15 protein-coding genes are annotated in these 17,354 nt (G+C 50.7%); 13 read left to right on the top strand and 2 right to left on the bottom strand.

From position 1 onward, the window contains the following. Positions 1-369 precede the first annotated feature (369 nt). From OGX96_RS06980 to otsA, 6 genes are all read left to right on the top strand, one after another. A complete protein-coding gene (locus OGX96_RS06980) occupies positions 370-927 on the top strand; it encodes a DJ-1/PfpI family protein (protein ID WP_071446156.1) in 558 nt (185 codons plus the stop codon). Positions 928-1,245: 318 nt separating this feature from the next. Then, positions 1,246-2,235, top strand: coding sequence for an arabinose ABC transporter substrate-binding protein (locus OGX96_RS06975; RefSeq protein WP_286582560.1), 990 nt, complete (start codon positions 1,246-1,248; stop codon positions 2,233-2,235). A 132-nt stretch (positions 2,236-2,367) separates the two neighbouring features. Beyond that, the gene (araG, locus tag OGX96_RS06970; RefSeq protein ID WP_003839135.1) at positions 2,368-3,882 is read left to right on the top strand and encodes an arabinose ABC transporter ATP-binding protein AraG; all 1,515 of its coding nucleotides are present in this window, start codon (positions 2,368-2,370) and stop codon (positions 3,880-3,882) included. Positions 3,883-3,896: 14 nt separating this feature from the next. Continuing rightward, on the top strand, positions 3,897-4,883 hold the full coding sequence (gene araH, locus OGX96_RS06965; RefSeq protein ID WP_008785075.1) for an L-arabinose ABC transporter permease AraH: 987 nt from the start codon (positions 3,897-3,899) through the stop codon (positions 4,881-4,883). Between the two features lie 175 nt (positions 4,884-5,058). Next, a complete protein-coding gene (gene otsB, locus OGX96_RS06960; protein WP_286582558.1) occupies positions 5,059-5,862 on the top strand; it encodes a trehalose-phosphatase in 804 nt (267 codons plus the stop codon). Beyond that, the gene (otsA, locus tag OGX96_RS06955; RefSeq protein ID WP_286582555.1) at positions 5,837-7,258 is read left to right on the top strand and encodes an alpha,alpha-trehalose-phosphate synthase; all 1,422 of its coding nucleotides are present in this window, start codon (positions 5,837-5,839) and stop codon (positions 7,256-7,258) included. The genes otsB and otsA overlap by 26 nt, the downstream gene beginning before the upstream one ends. 17 nt (positions 7,259-7,275) lie before the next feature. Here otsA and uspC read toward each other — a convergent pair whose 3' ends face one another. Beyond that, a complete protein-coding gene (gene uspC, locus OGX96_RS06950) occupies positions 7,276-7,704 on the bottom strand; it encodes a universal stress protein UspC (RefSeq protein ID WP_008785072.1) in 429 nt (142 codons plus the stop codon). Between the two features lie 793 nt (positions 7,705-8,497). Here uspC and flhD point away from each other — a divergent pair. The 6 genes from flhD to cheW all read left to right on the top strand — a co-directional run bounded on the left by flhD (position 8,498) and on the right by cheW (position 13,923). Further along, positions 8,498-8,839: a flagellar transcriptional regulator FlhD gene (flhD, locus tag OGX96_RS06945; RefSeq protein WP_003034622.1), complete on the top strand. Its 342-nt coding sequence runs from the start codon at positions 8,498-8,500 to the stop codon at positions 8,837-8,839. Then, entirely contained in the window at positions 8,836-9,420 is a 585-nt protein-coding gene (gene flhC, locus OGX96_RS06940) for a flagellar transcriptional regulator FlhC (protein WP_008785071.1), read from the top strand. Before flhD ends, flhC begins: the two co-directional genes overlap by 4 nt. Positions 9,421-9,544: 124 nt before the next feature. After that, entirely contained in the window at positions 9,545-10,432 is an 888-nt protein-coding gene (gene motA / locus OGX96_RS06935) for a flagellar motor stator protein MotA (RefSeq protein WP_003034628.1), read from the top strand. Then, positions 10,429-11,358: a flagellar motor protein MotB gene (gene motB / locus OGX96_RS06930; protein ID WP_103285437.1), complete on the top strand. Its 930-nt coding sequence runs from the start codon at positions 10,429-10,431 to the stop codon at positions 11,356-11,358. Before motA ends, motB begins: the two co-directional genes overlap by 4 nt. A 4-nt stretch (positions 11,359-11,362) precedes the next feature. Beyond that, positions 11,363-13,399: a chemotaxis protein CheA gene (gene cheA, locus OGX96_RS06925; protein ID WP_198802486.1), complete on the top strand. Its 2,037-nt coding sequence runs from the start codon at positions 11,363-11,365 to the stop codon at positions 13,397-13,399. 20 nt (positions 13,400-13,419) lie between these two features. Further along, positions 13,420-13,923, top strand: a complete 504-nt coding sequence (gene cheW / locus OGX96_RS06920; RefSeq protein WP_003034638.1) for a chemotaxis protein CheW — start codon at positions 13,420-13,422, stop codon at positions 13,921-13,923. A gap of 76 nt (positions 13,924-13,999) precedes the next feature. Here cheW and OGX96_RS06915 read toward each other — a convergent pair whose 3' ends face one another. Next, positions 14,000-15,259 (bottom strand): dicarboxylate/amino acid:cation symporter, encoded by a 1,260-nt coding sequence (locus OGX96_RS06915; protein WP_286582552.1) that lies wholly within the window; start codon positions 15,257-15,259, stop codon positions 14,000-14,002. 406 nt (positions 15,260-15,665) lie between these two features. Between OGX96_RS06915 and tar the strand changes: the two genes are divergently transcribed. Further along, positions 15,666-17,321: a methyl-accepting chemotaxis protein II gene (gene tar, locus OGX96_RS06910; protein WP_003833879.1), complete on the top strand. Its 1,656-nt coding sequence runs from the start codon at positions 15,666-15,668 to the stop codon at positions 17,319-17,321. The last annotated feature ends 33 nt before the right edge of the window (positions 17,322-17,354 follow it).

Raw genomic sequence — 17,354 nt, 5'->3', positions numbered from 1 at the left:
AAGAAAATCCTTAAATCTGCGTATTTATGATTTTTTACATATTGTCATAGCAATATTAGTGATTTTTCCACATGTGCATATAAATGCTGTGAATATAACAGATTGATATTTATAGTATTAAAGTGAGATGTTGATAATGAAATGATGTTTCATATCACGAAATGGAATTTCACAATCAGGTATTGTCTGTCGCCAGATGATTATCTGGTCTTCGGATGAAGAAATTTCACCATTGACCCGCGTCTGTGAACGCTATCTGCTGGCTAATTTTTTTTGCGCCAGATCAGTTTTGTGGAAATTAATAAAGTTAAGCGCCTGAATGATTCGACATTTATTGTTTGGTGTATTTGGAAAAATCGAGGAGTGTGTATGAAAAAGGTTGCCGTGCTACTGGCACCTGGTTTTGAAGAGGCGGAAGCCATTGTTACCATTGATATTCTGCGCCGCCTGCAGATCGAAGTTGAAACACTGGCCTGCGCCGAGTCCCGTGCGGTGGTGAGCTACCATGACGTGCCGATGGTGACGGACAGCACGCTGGCTGCGCGTCAGACGGATCTTTATGATGCCGTTGTGTTACCCGGCGGGCCGCTGGGCAGCGTTAACCTTGCCGCCAGTGAGGCTGTCATCCAGTTTATCGCTCGCCATGACGAGGCGGGAAAACTCATTTGCCCGGTGTGTTCTGCGGCGGCGCGCGTGCTGGGTGGCAACGGCCTGCTGAAGGGGCGTCGCTATGTGTGTTCGGGAGATCTGTGGCAAAACGTCGCGGATGGGGAATATATTGATGCGCCGGTTGTTGAAGATGGCAACCTTATTAGCGGCAAAGGATTAGGGCATATTTTCGATTTTGCTTTCACGCTTTCAGCGCGTCTGCTGGAAGATGACATTCCGGTTCGCGATCACGCTGACCACATTTATTACAGATGGTAATCATTGTGCTCCCGAATGCTTCGGTATTCGGGAACAAGGATTCGTTGGCTGATGTTATGGACTAATCTGCTACCCCTCTTTTTTCCCGTCGACAAAACCGCGTTTTTTTATGTCATTTCCCGCTGAATTTATGTACGCAATTACTGTAATTCTGTGGTGTGATGCCGCTCTCTTATGGAGAATCAATTTCCCGCTAAAAATACTCTCAGCACTGGCATTGATCTTATCAATAAAAGGTAATGCCTTGTTTTACGTCCGAATTACAAAAAATCGTCTGATTTTACCCTACATAAAAGAACGTTAAAGCTGGAGTTAACCATGCACAAATTCACTAAAGCGCTGGCTGCCATCGGTCTGGCGGCCATTATGTCACAATCCGCTATCGCTGAATCCATGAAGCTCGGTTTCCTGGTCAAGCAGCCGGAAGAACCGTGGTTCCAGACTGAATGGAAATTTGCCGATAAAGCCGGTAAAGACCTTGGTTTTGAGGTGATTAAAATTGCCGTTCCGGATGGTGAGAAAACCCTTAACGCCATCGACAGCCTGGCTGCAAGTGGAGCAAAAGGGTTTGTGATTTGCACGCCAGATCCAAAACTGGGGCCAGCCATTATGGCTAAGGCACGTGGCTACGATATGAAAGTCATTGCCGTCGACGACCAGTTTGCCAACGCTAAAGGTAAGCCGATGGATACCGTGCCGCTGGTGATGATGGCGGCAACCAAAATTGGTGAACGCCAGGGCCAGGAGCTGTACAAAGAGATGCAAAAACGCGGTTGGGATGTGAAATCCACCGCCGTAATGGCCATTACCGCCAACGAACTGGATACCGCACGTCGTCGTACTTCTGGTTCAATGGAAGCGCTTAAAGCCGCAGGCTTCCCGGAAAAACAGATTTACCAGGTCCCAACAAAATCGAATGACATCCCCGGCGCATTTGACGCCGCCAACTCCATGCTGGTTCAGCATCCTGAAGTCAAAAACTGGCTGATTGTCGGCATGAACGACAACACCGTGCTGGGTGGCGTACGTGCGACCGAAGGGCAGGGCTTCAAAGCACCAAACGTGATTGGTATCGGGATCAACGGCGTTGACGCGGTGAGCGAACTGTCAAAAGGCGAAGCGACCGGGTTCTACGGTTCACTGCTGCCAAGCCCGGACGTTCACGGCTACAAATCCAGTGAAATGCTCTACAACTGGGTAACGAAAGGTGCAGAGCCACCGGCATTCACTGAAGTGACAGATGTGGTGCTGATTACCCGCGATAACTTCAAAGAAGAGCTGGAGAAGAAAGGCTTAGGCGGTAAGTAACAGAAATGCTGCGATGTTGTAGGCCGGATAAGGCGAAGCCGCCATCCGGCGCAATGCCCGGTGGCGCTGTGCTTACCGGGCCTACGTCCGGCGGTTTTCCAGGCCGGTAAAATCCTGACTCACGGAGACGTTATGCAACAGTCTACCCCGTATCTCTCATTTCGCGGCATTGGCAAAACGTTCCCGGGCGTTAAGGCGCTGACGGATATCAGTTTCGACTGCTATGCCGGTCAGGTGCATGCGCTGATGGGCGAAAATGGCGCCGGGAAATCAACACTCTTAAAAATTCTCAGCGGTAACTATGCACCAACAACGGGATCTCTGACGATCCGCGGACAGGAAGTTTCGTTCGCGGATACTACTGCCGCACTCAACGCCGGTGTCGCCATTATTTATCAAGAACTGCATCTCGTCCCGGAAATGACCGTTGCCGAGAATATTTACTTAGGGCAGTTACCGCACAAAGGCGGGATTGTGAACCGCTCGCTGCTGAACTATGAAGCAGGAATCCAGCTGAAGCATCTGGGGATGGATATCGATCCCGATACCCCACTGAAATACCTCTCCATTGGCCAGTGGCAGATGGTGGAGATTGCAAAAGCGCTGGCGCGAAACGCCAAAATTATCGCCTTTGATGAACCAACCAGCTCCCTGTCGGCTCGCGAGATTGAGAATTTGTTTCGCGTCATCCGTGAGCTGCGCAACGAAGGTCGCATCATTCTGTACGTTTCACACCGTATGGAGGAGATTTTTGCTCTCAGCGATGCCATCACCGTGTTTAAAGATGGTCATTACGTCAAAACGTTCACGGACATGCAGCAGGTCGATCACGATGCGCTGGTGCAGGCGATGGTCGGGCGCGACCTCGGGGATATCTATGGCTGGAAATCCAGACCGTATGGCACAGAGCGTCTGCGGCTGCATGAAGTCAAAGCTCCAGGCGTGCGTACGCCAATCAGCTTATCCGTGCGAAGCGGTGAAATTGTCGGGCTGTTTGGCCTGGTGGGGGCCGGACGTAGCGAATTAATGAAAGGGCTGTTCGGCGGTACGCGTATCACTGCGGGCCAGGTATTTATTGATGAACAGCCTATCGATATCCGTAAACCAAGCCATGCCATTGAAGCGGGGATGATGCTGTGCCCGGAGGATCGCAAAGCTGAAGGGATCATTCCGGTCCATTCAGTGCGCAACAACATCAACATTAGTGCACGGCGTAAGCATGTTCTGGGGGGATGCGTGATCAACAACGGCTGGGAAGAGACCAATGCCGATCACCATATTCGTTCACTCAACATCAAAACGCCGGGTGCAGAGCAACTGATCATGAACCTCTCCGGCGGTAATCAACAGAAGGCTATTCTCGGTCGTTGGTTGTCGGAAGAGATGAAAGTTATTTTGTTGGATGAGCCGACACGCGGCATTGATGTGGGCGCCAAGCATGAAATTTACAATGTGATTTATGCCCTCGCAGCGCGCGGTGTGGCCGTGTTGTTTGCTTCCAGTGACCTGCCAGAAGTGCTCGGTGTCGCCGACCGTATTGTGGTGATGAGAGAAGGCGAAATTGCCGGTGAGTTACTTCATGAACAGGCGGATGAGCGCCAGGCGTTGAGCCTTGCTATGCCTAAAGTCAGCCAGGCTGTAGCCTGAATAAGGAGAGTATGATGTCTTCCGTTTCTACATCGGGTTCTGGCGCAACGAAGTCGGCGCTAAATCTGGGCCGCATTTGGGACCAATACGGCATGCTGGTGGTGTTCGCCGTGCTGTTCCTAGTTTGTTCCCTCTTTGTGCCAAACTTTGCTACTTTCATCAACATGAAGGGGTTAGGGCTGGCGGTATCAATGTCGGGTATGGTTGCCTGCGGGATGCTGTTTTGCCTGGCATCCGGTGATTTCGACCTGTCTGTCGCGTCTGTAATTGCCTGTGCTGGTGTTACCACTGCCGTAGTCATTAACATGACCGAAAGTCTGTGGATTGGTGTGGCTGCCGGGCTGTTGCTCGGTATTCTGTGTGGTCTGGTGAATGGGTTCGTGATTGCGCGGTTAAAAATTAACGCCCTGATCACTACTCTTGCGACAATGCAGATTGTACGTGGTCTGGCCTATATTATCTCCGACGGTAAGGCAGTCGGGATTGAAGACGAGCGTTTCTTCACACTCGGCTATGCGAACTGGTTTGGTCTGCCGGCGCCTATTTGGATCACGGTCGTTTGTTTTATTGTCTTTGGCTTACTGCTGAACAAAACCACGTTTGGGCGTAATACGCTGGCCATTGGGGGCAATGAAGAGGCGGCGCGCCTGGCTGGGGTTCCGGTTGTTCGCACCAAGATTATTATCTTTATTCTTTCCGGTCTGGTATCCGCCATTGCCGGGATTATCCTCGCATCGCGTATGACCAGCGGCCAGCCAATGACCTCAATCGGTTATGAGTTGATCGTGATTTCAGCCTGCGTGTTAGGGGGCGTTTCGCTTAAAGGCGGCATCGGAAAAATCTCATATGTGGTGGCCGGGGTGTTGATCCTGGGGACGGTTGAGAATGCGATGAACCTGCTGAATATCTCTCCGTTCGCGCAGTATGTGGTTCGTGGCCTCATCCTGCTGGCGGCGGTGATCTTCGACCGTTATAAGCAAAAAGCGAAGCGTACCGTTTGATGATTTAAACCCCAACTTTTTAGTCTAGCTTCTGCCCGTCGCCAGCCGCTACCCGGCTGGCGATTGTTTTTTCAAATGGCGAGCATGGTCACACTGTCTATACTTATATCCGTCATACATCATCTATACGCCGCGATCCGCGTGGCGTTCTGACCATGATGAGGAGGATAACCGGGTGACAGCATCACTGACTTTACCCCCTGAACAATCTGCAAACTGTGCTTACTTTTTTGATCTCGATGGGACACTTGCTGAGATTAAACCTTTTCCCGACCAGGTCGTTGTCCCTAAGACAATCCTGCAATGTCTACATCAGTTAGCGACGCAGAATTCGGATGCGCTGGCATTGATTTCAGGGCGCTCAATGGTTGAGCTTGACGCACTCACTACTCCGTTTCGTTTTCCGCTTGCCGGAGTGCATGGGGCAGAACGCCGTGATATCAATGGTCAAACGCACATAGTAAACCTGCCTGAAGATATCGAACGTGAAGCCGGGGCGTTATTACACGCAGCGTTGGTGATGTTACCGGGGGCAACACTTGAAACCAAAGGCATGGCCTTCGCGTTGCATTATCGCCAGGCACCCGAACACGAAGCGGCGCTGGTTACCCTGGCTGAACGCATCACGCGCAAATGGCCGCAGCTTGCTCTGCAGCACGGAAAATGTGTCGTGGAAATAAAGCCTAAGGGCAGTAATAAAGGCGACGCGATAGCTGCATTTATGCAGGAAGCGCCTTTTGCTGGCCGGATCCCGGTGTTTTTCGGTGATGATCTGACAGATGAAACAGGGTTTGCTGTAGTTAACCGCGCTGGCGGTATTTCTGTAAAGGTAGGGAGCGGGCCGACGCAGGCAACATGGCGTCTGGATGGTGTCAGGGATGTCTGGCACTGGCTGGAGAAAAATAACTCTTCGCAGCAAGAACCGAAAGCAACGAATAACAGAAGAGGTGGCTATGAGTCGTTTAGTCGTAGTATCTAATCGTATCGCCTCACCAGATGACAAAGGGAGCGCGGGTGGGCTCGCGGTCGGTGTACTGGGCGCGTTAAAAGCTGCTGGTGGTTTATGGTTTGGCTGGAGTGGTGATACAGGTAATGAGGATAAACCGTTAAAAAAGGTCACGCGTGGCAATATCACCTGGGCCTCGTTTAATTTGAGTGAGCAAGATTACGAAGAGTATTACTGCCAGTTTTCAAATGCGGTTTTATGGCCCGCGTTTCACTATCGACTGGATTTAGTTCAGTTTCAGCGCTCTGCCTGGGAGGGCTACCAACGGGTTAATGCCTTACTGGTAGATAAACTTCTACCATTGCTTGGCGATGACGACATTATTTGGGTTCATGATTACCATCTGTTGCCATTTGCCTGCGAGTTACGTAAGCGCGGCGTGCGTAATCGCATCGGTTTTTTCCTGCATATTCCGTTTCCGACGCCGGAAATTTTTAATGCGCTCCCGCCGCATCTGGCGCTACTTGAGCAAATGTGTGATTTTGATTTGCTTGGTTTCCAGACCGAAAACGATCGCCAGGCTTTTCTGGACTGTCTCGCAGCCCAGACTCGGGTGACCACGCATAAAGATAAGCACCACCAGGCATGGGGGAAAGCGTTTCGTACTCAGGTTTATCCCATCGGTATTGAACCGGATGAGATTGCACGACAGGCGTCCGGTCCGCTGCCGCCAAAACTGGCACAGCTAAAAGCGGAGCTTAAAAATGTGCAGAATATTTTCTCCGTGGAGCGTCTGGATTACTCCAAAGGCTTGCCGGAGCGCTTTCAGGCCTATGAGGCCTTACTGGAACATTATCCGCAGCACCACGGTAAAATTCGCTATACGCAGATAGCACCGACCTCGCGCGAAGAGGTGCAGGCCTATCAGGATATTCGCCACCAACTGGAAACAGAGGCAGGGCGAATCAACGGCAAATATGGGCAACTGGGCTGGACACCGCTTTACTATCTGAACCAGTATTTTGATCGTAAATTGCTGATGAAGATCTTCCGCTACTCTGATGTAGGGTTGGTGACCCCGTTGCGCGATGGTATGAACCTGGTGGCGAAAGAGTTTGTGGCCGCACAGGATCCTGCTAACCCTGGCGTGCTGGTTTTATCGCAATTTGCCGGGGCGGCGAACGAGCTAACCTCCGCCCTTATTGTTAATCCTTATGACCGGGATGAAGTGGCAGGCGCATTAAACCAGGCGCTGACGATGCCACTTACCGAACGTATCTCGCGCCACGCTGAAATGCTTGAGACTATCGTTAAAAACGATATCGACAACTGGCAGGCGACGTTCATTTGCGATCTTAAAACGGTCACGCCGCGTCGGGGTCAATGCCAACTGCCAGACAATATCTCTTCCTGTTCTAAACTCGCATGAAGTCGTGGCACTGTGGATTAATCTCCAGCTAGCGGAACCAGAAGAACGTCCACCTGGCTGGTATGAATCACGCTTTTCGCTGAACAGGAGGCGCGCGAAAAAAAACTGTGGTTATGGTTGCCGTAAATGACCAGATCAACGGCGTGTTTGCGGCATACATCCAGGATATGTTCATTCAGAGCCCCATAGGTAATAAAGGTATGTTCAATGGGGTATTCTGCTTCTTTGCTAAGTTTGTCGATAAAATCCTGAGTCTCTTCTTGCATCACTTCACGCAGATCTTCCAGCATGGGGGCAGCAAACTGGTTATACAGCTCGGGGTCTGAGACCAGTGTAATCAGGCTAATTCGGGCGTTGACAGGGCGAGCGATAGAAACCGCCTTGTCTAACAACTGCTGACTTTCAGGGGTGGCGGCAACAGCAACAAGAATGTGCGAATAGCTCATAACTCGCTCCTTTTTTTCAAGAATTATGAGAGGGCTTTTCAGCTTTACTCAGCTTACCCCATACTGCAACGTTTCCCGCCTCGATAGTGTGAATGTCATCATGATTATTCATTAATTATTCTTATAAATAGAATAATCGATTCATATTAGTTGCAGATATGTTCAGGTTACTTAAGTGAAACCCACCGCTAATGAAAACAATGTGTTAATAAAAATTAAACATATATTAACATTTGCAAGGTCGTCACATCGCGGTATTAATTAATCACTCTAAATATTTAACTTATTGTTTCTAAAGAATTTAATTAAAAAAGTTTTTTGAGTTAAATATGTGATCCAGCTCGCTATTTCACAGCGTGATATTAACGGATGTGAACAAAATACTATTCGCTTTTATTGCAAGAATATTCGTACATCAGGAATTGAAATGGATGATGGCGGATTAAAAAATAAGCAAAGTAAAAGCTACGCTGATGGATTTATGTTAAGTGTTTGGCTGGTTTATGTGATCTTGATCACATATTCTTTAAATTCGCAGCATACCTCCGTTGTATGTGTAACTGACGGCGGGTAGAGTTGCGTCGAATTAGGAAAAATCTTAGACATTTGTAAGAATTGATGTGAGCTTGTAAGGGACGCTGCCTTCTTAAAAGGGAATGTTTAGACAACGCGTAAGTGTCGTCACGCTGCTATGTATTTGACCTTTTGCTTTTTTTTACCGGGCCTTCCCGGCGACATCACGGGGTGCGGTTTTACCGCATGAAAACAATGTTGGTTATTATGGATGCAAATAATGCATACATCCGAGTTGCTGAAACACATCTATGACATCAATTTGTCATATTTATTGCTTGCACAGCGTTTGATCGTTCAGGACAAAGCATCTGCGATGTTTCGCCTTGGTATCAGCGAGGAAATGGCGGACACGTTGGCAACATTAACACTTCCTCAAATGGTCAAACTGGCCGAAACAAACCAACTGGTATGTCATTTCCGTTTCGACGATCACCAGACTGTTACTCGCCTGACGCAAGACTCCCGCGTTGACGATCTTCAGCAAATTCATACTGGTATCATGCTTTCAACACGCCTGTTAAGCGACATCGATGATGCAGCACGTAAGAAAAGGGCTTGATGATGAGCGAAAAAAGCATTGTTCAGGAAGCGCGTGATATCCAGTTAGCAATGGAATTAATCACATTGGGCGCCCGTTTGCAAATGCTGGAAAGCGAAACGCAATTAAGCCGTGGTCGATTAATCAAGCTGTACAAAGAATTACGCGGTAGTCCTCCGCCAAAAGGGATGCTCCCGTTTTCCACCGACTGGTTTATGACGTGGGAACAAAATATTCATGCGTCGATGTTTTGCAATGCATGGCAATTCCTGCTCAAAACGGGTCTCTGTAGCGGCGTGGATGCCGTGATCAAGGCGTATCGGTTATATCTTGAGCAGTGTCCGCAGCCTGAAGAAGGGCCATTGTTGGCGTTAACCCGCGCGTGGACGCTGGTGCGATTTGTCGACAGCGGATTGCTGGAGTTGTCCCAATGCAATTGCTGCGGTGGGAATTTTATCACCCACGCACACCAACCCGCAGGCAGCTTTGCCTGTAGTTTATGCCAACCGCCATCACGGGCCGTAAAAAGACGTAAACTTTCCCAGAATGCTGCCGATATTATTCCACAACTGCTGGATGAACAGATCGAACAGGCTGTTTAACTGATACGGTGTGGATGAACACTCCAGCAGCGGTAAGCGATTACCGCTGCTTTTTTTTGTCCTGACCTTACGTTAATTGCCCGACTGCGCATCCTGCCATAGTCAATTGCGAAAGGATGATGTCGTGCTTATCTTATTAGGTTACCTGGTTGTTATTGGTACAGTTTTCGGCGGTTACATGATGACCGGCGGACACCTTGGGGCACTCTATCAACCGGCTGAGCTGGTGATTATCGGTGGTGCGGGTATTGGGGCATTCATCGTCGGCAATAACGGGAAAGCCATCAAAGGGACGATGAAAGCGATCCCGTTGCTTTTCCGTCGTTCGAAATACACCAAAGCGATGTATATGGATCTGCTGGCGCTCTTGTATCGCCTGATGGCCAAGTCACGTCAACAGGGCATGTTCTCGCTTGAGCGCGACATCGAAAACCCAAAAGAAAGTGAAATCTTCGCCAGCTATCCGCGCATTCTTGCGGATGCGGTAATGCTTGATTTTATTGTCGATTATCTGCGCCTGATCATCAGCGGCAACATGAATACGTTTGAAATTGAAGCGCTGATGGACGAAGAAATTGAGACTCATGAGAGTGAGGCTGAAGTCCCGGCGAATAGCCTGGCGATGGTCGGCGACTCACTACCGGCATTCGGGATCGTCGCGGCCGTTATGGGTGTTGTGCATGCGCTGGCTTCTGCCGATCGCCCGGCAGCAGAGCTGGGTGCGTTGATTGCGCATGCGATGGTGGGAACATTCCTCGGTATTTTGCTGGCCTATGGATTTATTTCTCCGCTTGCCAGCGTTCTGCGCCAGAAAAGCGCTGAAACAACCAAAATGATGCAGTGCGTGAAGATAACGCTGCTCTCCAATCTGAATGGTTACGCGCCGCCGATTGCCGTTGAGTTTGGTCGTAAGACATTGTACTCCAGCGAACGTCCTTCGTTTATCGAACTGGAAGAACATGTTCGTGCGGTGAGAAATCCAACTGCGCAACAGACGACCGAGGACGCATGAAAAATCAGGCCCATCCCATTATCGTTGTAAAGCGACGCAAACATAAGAATCACGGTGGTGGGGCGCATGGCTCGTGGAAAATCGCCTACGCCGATTTTATGACCGCGATGATGGCCTTCTTTCTGGTGATGTGGCTCATTTCTATTTCCAGCCCTAAAGAATTGATCCAGATTGCCGAATATTTCCGTACACCGCTGGCCACCGCAGTGACCGGGGGAAATCGTATTTCGAATAGCCAAAGCCCGATTCCAGGCGGCGGGGATGATTACACCCAGCAGCAGGGCGAGGTGAACAAGCAGCCGAATATTGATGACCTGAGAAAACGTATGGAACAGAGCCGCTTGAGCAAACTTCGCGGCGATCTCGATCAACTGATTGAATCCGATCCCAAACTGCGAGCGCTGCGTCCGCATTTAAAGATTGATTTGGTTCAGGAAGGGCTGCGGATACAGATTATCGACAGTCAGAATCGCCCGATGTTTAAGACCGGTAGCGCTGACGTTGAGCCGTATATGCGCGATATCCTGCGCGCGATTGCTCCAGTGCTCAACGGGATCCCTAACCGGATCAGCCTTTCCGGTCACACGGATGATTACCCTTACGCGAATGGTGAGAAAGGGTACAGCAACTGGGAATTGTCTGCCGATCGCGCAAATGCATCGCGTCGCGAGCTGGTTAGCGGCGGTCTGGATGATGGAAAAGTATTACGTGTGGTAGGTATGGCCGCCACGATGCGTCTGAGCGATCGCGGTCCTGAAGACGCTATCAACCGCCGTATTAGCCTGCTGGTTCTCAATAAGCAGGCAGAAGAGGCCATTTTGCATGAAAACGCTGAAAGCCAGAATGAGCCGGTAAGTGTCTTACAACGGCCAGCGGAACTCCCGCCGGTAAGCGTTCCCACATCGCCACCAGCCAATCCGAGGTGATAGCGTGAGCATGGATATTAGCGATTTTTATCAGACATTTTTTGATGAAGCTGACGAACTGTTGGCTGATATGGAGCAACACCTGCTTGATTTGGTTCCTGAAGCCCCGGATTCCGAACAGCTGAATGCCATTTTTCGTGCAGCGCACTCGATTAAAGGCGGGGCGGGCACCTTCGGCTTTACCATTTTGCAGGAAACGACCCATCTGATGGAAAACCTGCTGGATGAAGCGCGGCGTGGCGAGATGCAGCTCAATGCCGACATTATCAACCTGTTTTTGGAAACGAAAGATATTATGCAGGAACAGCTCGACGCCTATAAAAGCTCAGTGGAGCCTGATGCCGACAGTTTTGAGTACATCTGCCAGGCGTTACGGCAGTTAGCGCTCGAAGCGAAAGGTGAAACCGCACCGGCAGTTGTCAACTCAGCAAAACTTAGCGTTGTTGACAGCGCCGCGATGCAGGAAGAGGCGGTTGCAAAGCCTGAACCCGCCAGTGAAGAGAGCAAAAAACGCATTACTCTCTCGCGCCTGAAAGCCAGCGAAGTGGATTTACTGGAAGAGGAACTGGGGAATCTGGCGACCTTAACCGATGTGGTAAAAGGAAGCGACACGTTATCAGCAACGCTTGATGGCAACCTCGCAGAAGATGACATCATCGCGGTGCTTTGCTTTGTCATTGAAGCGGACCAAATTGAATTCGAAACCGTCAGCGCAGCGCCTGTGGCAGCTGAAGCTGAAGAGGTAGCTGTTGTCACTGAGCCGCAGCCGGTTGCTGTGGCACCTGCGGTGAAAGCTGCCGCCAGTGAAGCACCACATAGCCGCGCGGAACGTGAAAAACCCGCCCGCGCCAGCGAGTCGACCAGTATCCGCGTAGCGGTTGAAAAGGTTGATCAGCTTATTAACCTGGTCGGTGAGTTGGTGATCACGCAGTCGATGCTGGCCCAGCGCTCTAACGAACTGGATCCTGTCAATCATGGCGATCTCATCACCAGTATGGGTCAGTTACAACGTAACGCCCGCGATTTGCAAGAGTCGGTGATGTCGATTCGTATGATGCCAATGGAGTACGTGTTCAGCCGTTTCCCTCGTCTGGTGCGCGATCTGGCCGGTAAGCTGGGTAAACAGGTCGAGCTGACGCAGGTAGGTAGCTCAACCGAACTCGATAAGAGCCTGATTGAACGCATCATCGATCCGTTGACGCACCTGGTGCGTAACAGCCTCGACCATGGTATCGAATTGCCGGAAAAACGCCTTGAATCTGGCAAAAGCCCAATCGGCAATCTGACGCTTTCCGCGGAGCATCAGGGCGGGAATATTTGTATTGAAGTGACCGATGATGGCGCTGGCCTGAACCGCGAACGTATCCTGGCTAAAGCTGTCTCTCAGGGCATGCCGATCCACGAAAACATGAGCGATGACGAAGTGGGTATGTTGATCTTCGCGCCAGGCTTTTCGACCGCCGAACAGGTGACGGATGTTTCCGGACGCGGCGTGGGTATGGATGTGGTGAAGCGAAATATCCAGGAGATGGGCGGTCATGTTGAGATCCAGTCTAAACAGGGACAGGGGACCACTATTCGCATTCTGCTGCCGCTGACGCTGGCGATCCTCGACGGGATGTCCGTGCGTGTGGCCGATGAGGTCTTCATTCTGCCACTGAATGCCGTTATGGAATCGCTGCAACCGCGCGAAGAAGATCTCCATCCGCTGGCCGGAGGAGAGCGCGTTCTGGAAGTGCGTGGCGAATATTTACCACTGGTTGAGTTGTGGAAAGTCTTTGAGGTTGAAGGCGCAAAAACTGAAGCGACTCAGGGCATTGTGGTCATTTTACAAAGTGCAGGGCGTCGCTATGCGCTGCTGGTCGATCAGTTAATTGGCCAACACCAGGTAGTGGTCAAAAACCTGGAAAGCAACTACCGCAAAGTGCCAGGTATTTCTGCTGCAACGATCCTCGGCGACGGCAGCGTCGCGCTGATTGTCGATGTCTCTGCATTGCAGGGGTTAAACCGCGAACAACGTGTGGCGATCACAGCCGCCTGATTGAGTGAGAAGGGAATAATATGACCGGTATGAGTAATGTAACTAAACTGGCCGGCGAACCGTCAGGTCAGGAATTCCTCGTGTTTACGCTGGGGGATGAAGAGTACGGTATCGATATCCTGAAAGTGCAGGAAATCCGTGGTTATGATCAGGTGACGCGCATCGCTAACACGCCTGCGTTTATCAAAGGCGTCACAAACCTACGTGGTGTGATTGTGCCTATCGTCGACCTGCGCGTGAAATTTAGCCAGAGCGATGTGGATTACAATGAAAACACAGTGGTGATTGTGCTGAATCTGGGTCAGCGGGTGGTTGGAATTGTGGTAGATGGCGTCTCGGATGTGCTGTCGCTGACAACGGATCAAATCCGTCCGGCACCGGAGTTTGCGGTCACGCTGTCGACGGAATATTTGACGGGATTGGGTGCGCTGGGTGACCGGATGCTGATTCTGGTCAACATTGAGAAACTGCTGAACAGCGAAGAAATGGCGCTGCTGGATATTGCCGCTTCCCACGTCGCATAATCGCCATAACTCATCCGGCCTACAATGATTGCTGTTGCAGGCCGGATTAGCGTAACGCATCCGGCAGATTTCCCTCTTACGCTTCCCGCTCAATCAGCTCCGGTTCTTCTTCCAGTAAACCTTCATCCTGCGCCAGCATCGCCGTTGCAATCCCGTTACCTAATACGTTGATTGCTGAACGTCCCATATCCAGGAAGTGGTCAATTCCCATCAGCAACAGGATCCCGGCGACCGGAATGTTAAAGCTCGGGATGGTTGCAGCCAGCACTACCAGTGCTGAACGCGGCACACCGGCAATCCCTTTGGACGCCAGCATCAGCGTCAGCATCAGGACGGTGATTTCTGCGAAGGAGAGGTGAATATTATAGGCCTGCGCGATAAACATGGAGGCAAATGAACAATAGACCATGGAACCGACCAGGTTAAACGAATAACCGATAGGCAGCACGAATGACACGATGTTGGGTGAGCAGCCAAATTTAGTTAATTGCTCCAGCGTTTTCGGATAAGCGGCCTCAGAGCTGCTGGTGGTGAATGCGACCAGAACCGGGTCTTTTAGCATGCTCACCAGGCGAAATACCTCTTTTTTCAGCATGACATAACCCACAGCCAGCAGAACCAGGCAGGTCAGCAAAATCGCCACATAGTAACCGCCGATAAACGACGCATAGTTAAGCAGGATCCCCAGACCCTGGGTGGAGATGACGGAAGAGATGGCGGCAAAAATAGCCAGCGGTGCAACGTACATCACGTAGCCGGTCACTTTGAGCATAATATGGGAAACCACATCCAGCGCCGCAACCAGTGGGGCGTTGAATTTCTCACCAAGGGATGCGCCACCAATACCGAAAAACATTGAGAACACCACAATTTGCAGGATCTCATTGTTAGCCATCGCTTCGGCGATGCTGGTTGGAATGGTATGCGTCAGAAAACCTTTCAGGCTCATGCCGCCCACGGCCAGGCCGGTGTCGGTGGCTTCCAGCGGGATCGCCAGGTTCAGCCCGCTGCCGGGTTGCTCAAGGGAAACCACAAACAGACCGACCAGGATAGACAATATAGAAGAGCTGATAAACCAGATCATCGCTTTGCCGCCCACGCGACCGATGGTGGACGTTTCTCCCAGGCGCATAATACCAACGGTCAGGGTGCTGAATACTAAAGGCGCGATCACCATTTTAATCAGGCGTAAAAAGATGTCGGTAAGAAGCGTAATGTTATCGGCCCAGGCGGTCACGACGCCGGGGGAGGCATAAGAGTGGATCACCGCACCCGACAGGATCCCCGCCAGCATGAAGATCACGATAAACAACGTGAGTTTGTTTGCATTTGCCACTAAAAAGCCCTCAGTAAGGATTTAACATTTATTGATCGGTTACTCATTTTTTATACTTATTAAGTGGTAACGAGGTATTCATCATATAAATTGGATTAAAGCGTAAACGGATACAACTTTTTTTAATTTTTTATCCATTTTGTTGTGGTATTTACGATGCGTATGTGTGATCTCAATCACATAAAAATGCGTATTTCGGCCATTCTGACCGTGCTCACCGATGAAAATAAATGTTATTTACATGATAATTATGGTGTTTTTATGTGAATGATTTGTGGTTGCTGCACACCCGTTTTATCTTCCCCTCGCCAGGCTTCACATCCCTTCAGGATTTCCTTTTCGCAAACGTAAAGTTATCTCAGCGAGTGCCGATAACGTTGATAACTCGTTTTCAGGAAGGTGCCTTATGTTTAACCGTATCCGCGTTGTCACAATGCTGATGATGGTGCTGGGGGTTTTCGCACTGCTACAGCTTGTTTCCGGTGGTCTGTTGTTTTCTTCATTGCAGCAGAATCAGCAAAGTTTTGTTATTTCTAACGATCTTCGACAGCAGCAAAGTGAACTCACCTCAACATGGGATCTGATGCTGCAGACACGAATCAATTTAAGCCGTTCTTCTGCGCGCATGATGATGGATGCATCTAACCAGCAAAGCAGCGCCAAAAACGATCTGCTGAAGAATGCGAAAGCATCGCTGGCGCAGGCTGAAACGCATTACGCAAAATTTAAAAACATCACACCGTTGCCGGAAATGGCAGAAGCCAGCGGCAACGTTGAGGAAAAATATCAGCAGTACCATGCGGCCCTGGCAGAACTGGTTCAGTTTCTGGAAAGCGGCAATATGGACGCCTACTTCGCGCAGCCCACGCAGGGAATGCAAAACGCGCTCGGCGAGGCGCTGGGCAAGTACGCCAGCGTTAGCGAAAAGCTTTACGTCCAGGCATTTGATCAAAGCGCGCGGGATTACCATTTCGCCCAATGGCAGCTCGGCGTGCTGGCCGTGGTGCTGGTGCTGATTCTGGTGGTGGTCTGGTATGGCATCCGTCATACCCTGCTTAATCCTCTGTCCCGTGTCATTGCCCATATCCGGGAAATCGCCAGCGGTAACCTGACCGCAACTCTCGCCGTTAGTGGCCGTAACGAAATCGGCGAGTTGGCCAGTACGGTTGATCATATGCAGCGCTCGCTGACGGAAACCGTCACTCTGGTGCGTGAAGGCTCTGACGCGATTTATTCCGGTACCAGTGAAATTGCCAGCGGAAACACTGACCTTTCATCTCGTACGGAACAGCAGGCGTCTGCACTTGAAGAGACCGCAGCCAGCATGGAACAGCTGACCGCAACTGTGAAGCAAAACGCGGACAACGCGCGTCAGGCCTCGCAACTGGCAAAAAGCGCGTCCGATACCGCGCAGCATGGCGGCAAAGTGGTTGATAGCGTGGTGAACACCATGCACGAAATCGCCGATAGCTCGAAGAAAATCGCCGACATCATCAGCGTCATCGATGGCATTGCCTTTCAGACCAACATTCTCGCACTGAACGCGGCAGTTGAAGCAGCACGTGCCGGTGAGCAAGGCCGCGGCTTTGCTGTGGTAGCGGGTGAAGTGCGTAATCTGGCAAGTCGCAGTGCGCAGGCGGCGAAAGAGATCAAAGCATTGATTGAAGATTCCGTTTCCCGGGTTGATACCGGTTCCGTACTGGTAGAAAGCGCCGGCGAAACAATGAACGATATCGTCAATGCCGTGACGCGGGTGACCGACATTATGGGCGAGATTGCCTCGGCATCTGACGAGCAAAGCCGGGGGATTGATCAGGTTGCGCTCGCGGTCTCTGAAATGGATCGCGTTACGCAGCAGAACGCCTCTTTGGTACAGGAGTCAGCTGCCGCAGCGGCCGCTCTTGAAGAACAGGCCAGTCGCTTAACGCAGTCGGTATCGACTTTCCGTCTTGCGTCACGTCCGGCCTCGACAAAACCACGCGATACACGATTACCAGCAGCCCCGAGCGCATCCTATCCGCGCCAGAGCATTGAACAAGATACGAATTGGGAAACATTTTGACTGATAGTTAAACCGCGGCCAGTGCCGCCCAAT

The organism is Citrobacter sp. Cpo100 (assembly GCF_030332595.1).
GTDB lineage: Bacteria > Pseudomonadota > Gammaproteobacteria > Enterobacterales > Enterobacteriaceae > Citrobacter > Citrobacter portucalensis.
The sequence above is the reverse complement of the archived record's forward strand: the minus strand, read 5'-3'. Positions and strand labels throughout refer to the sequence as shown.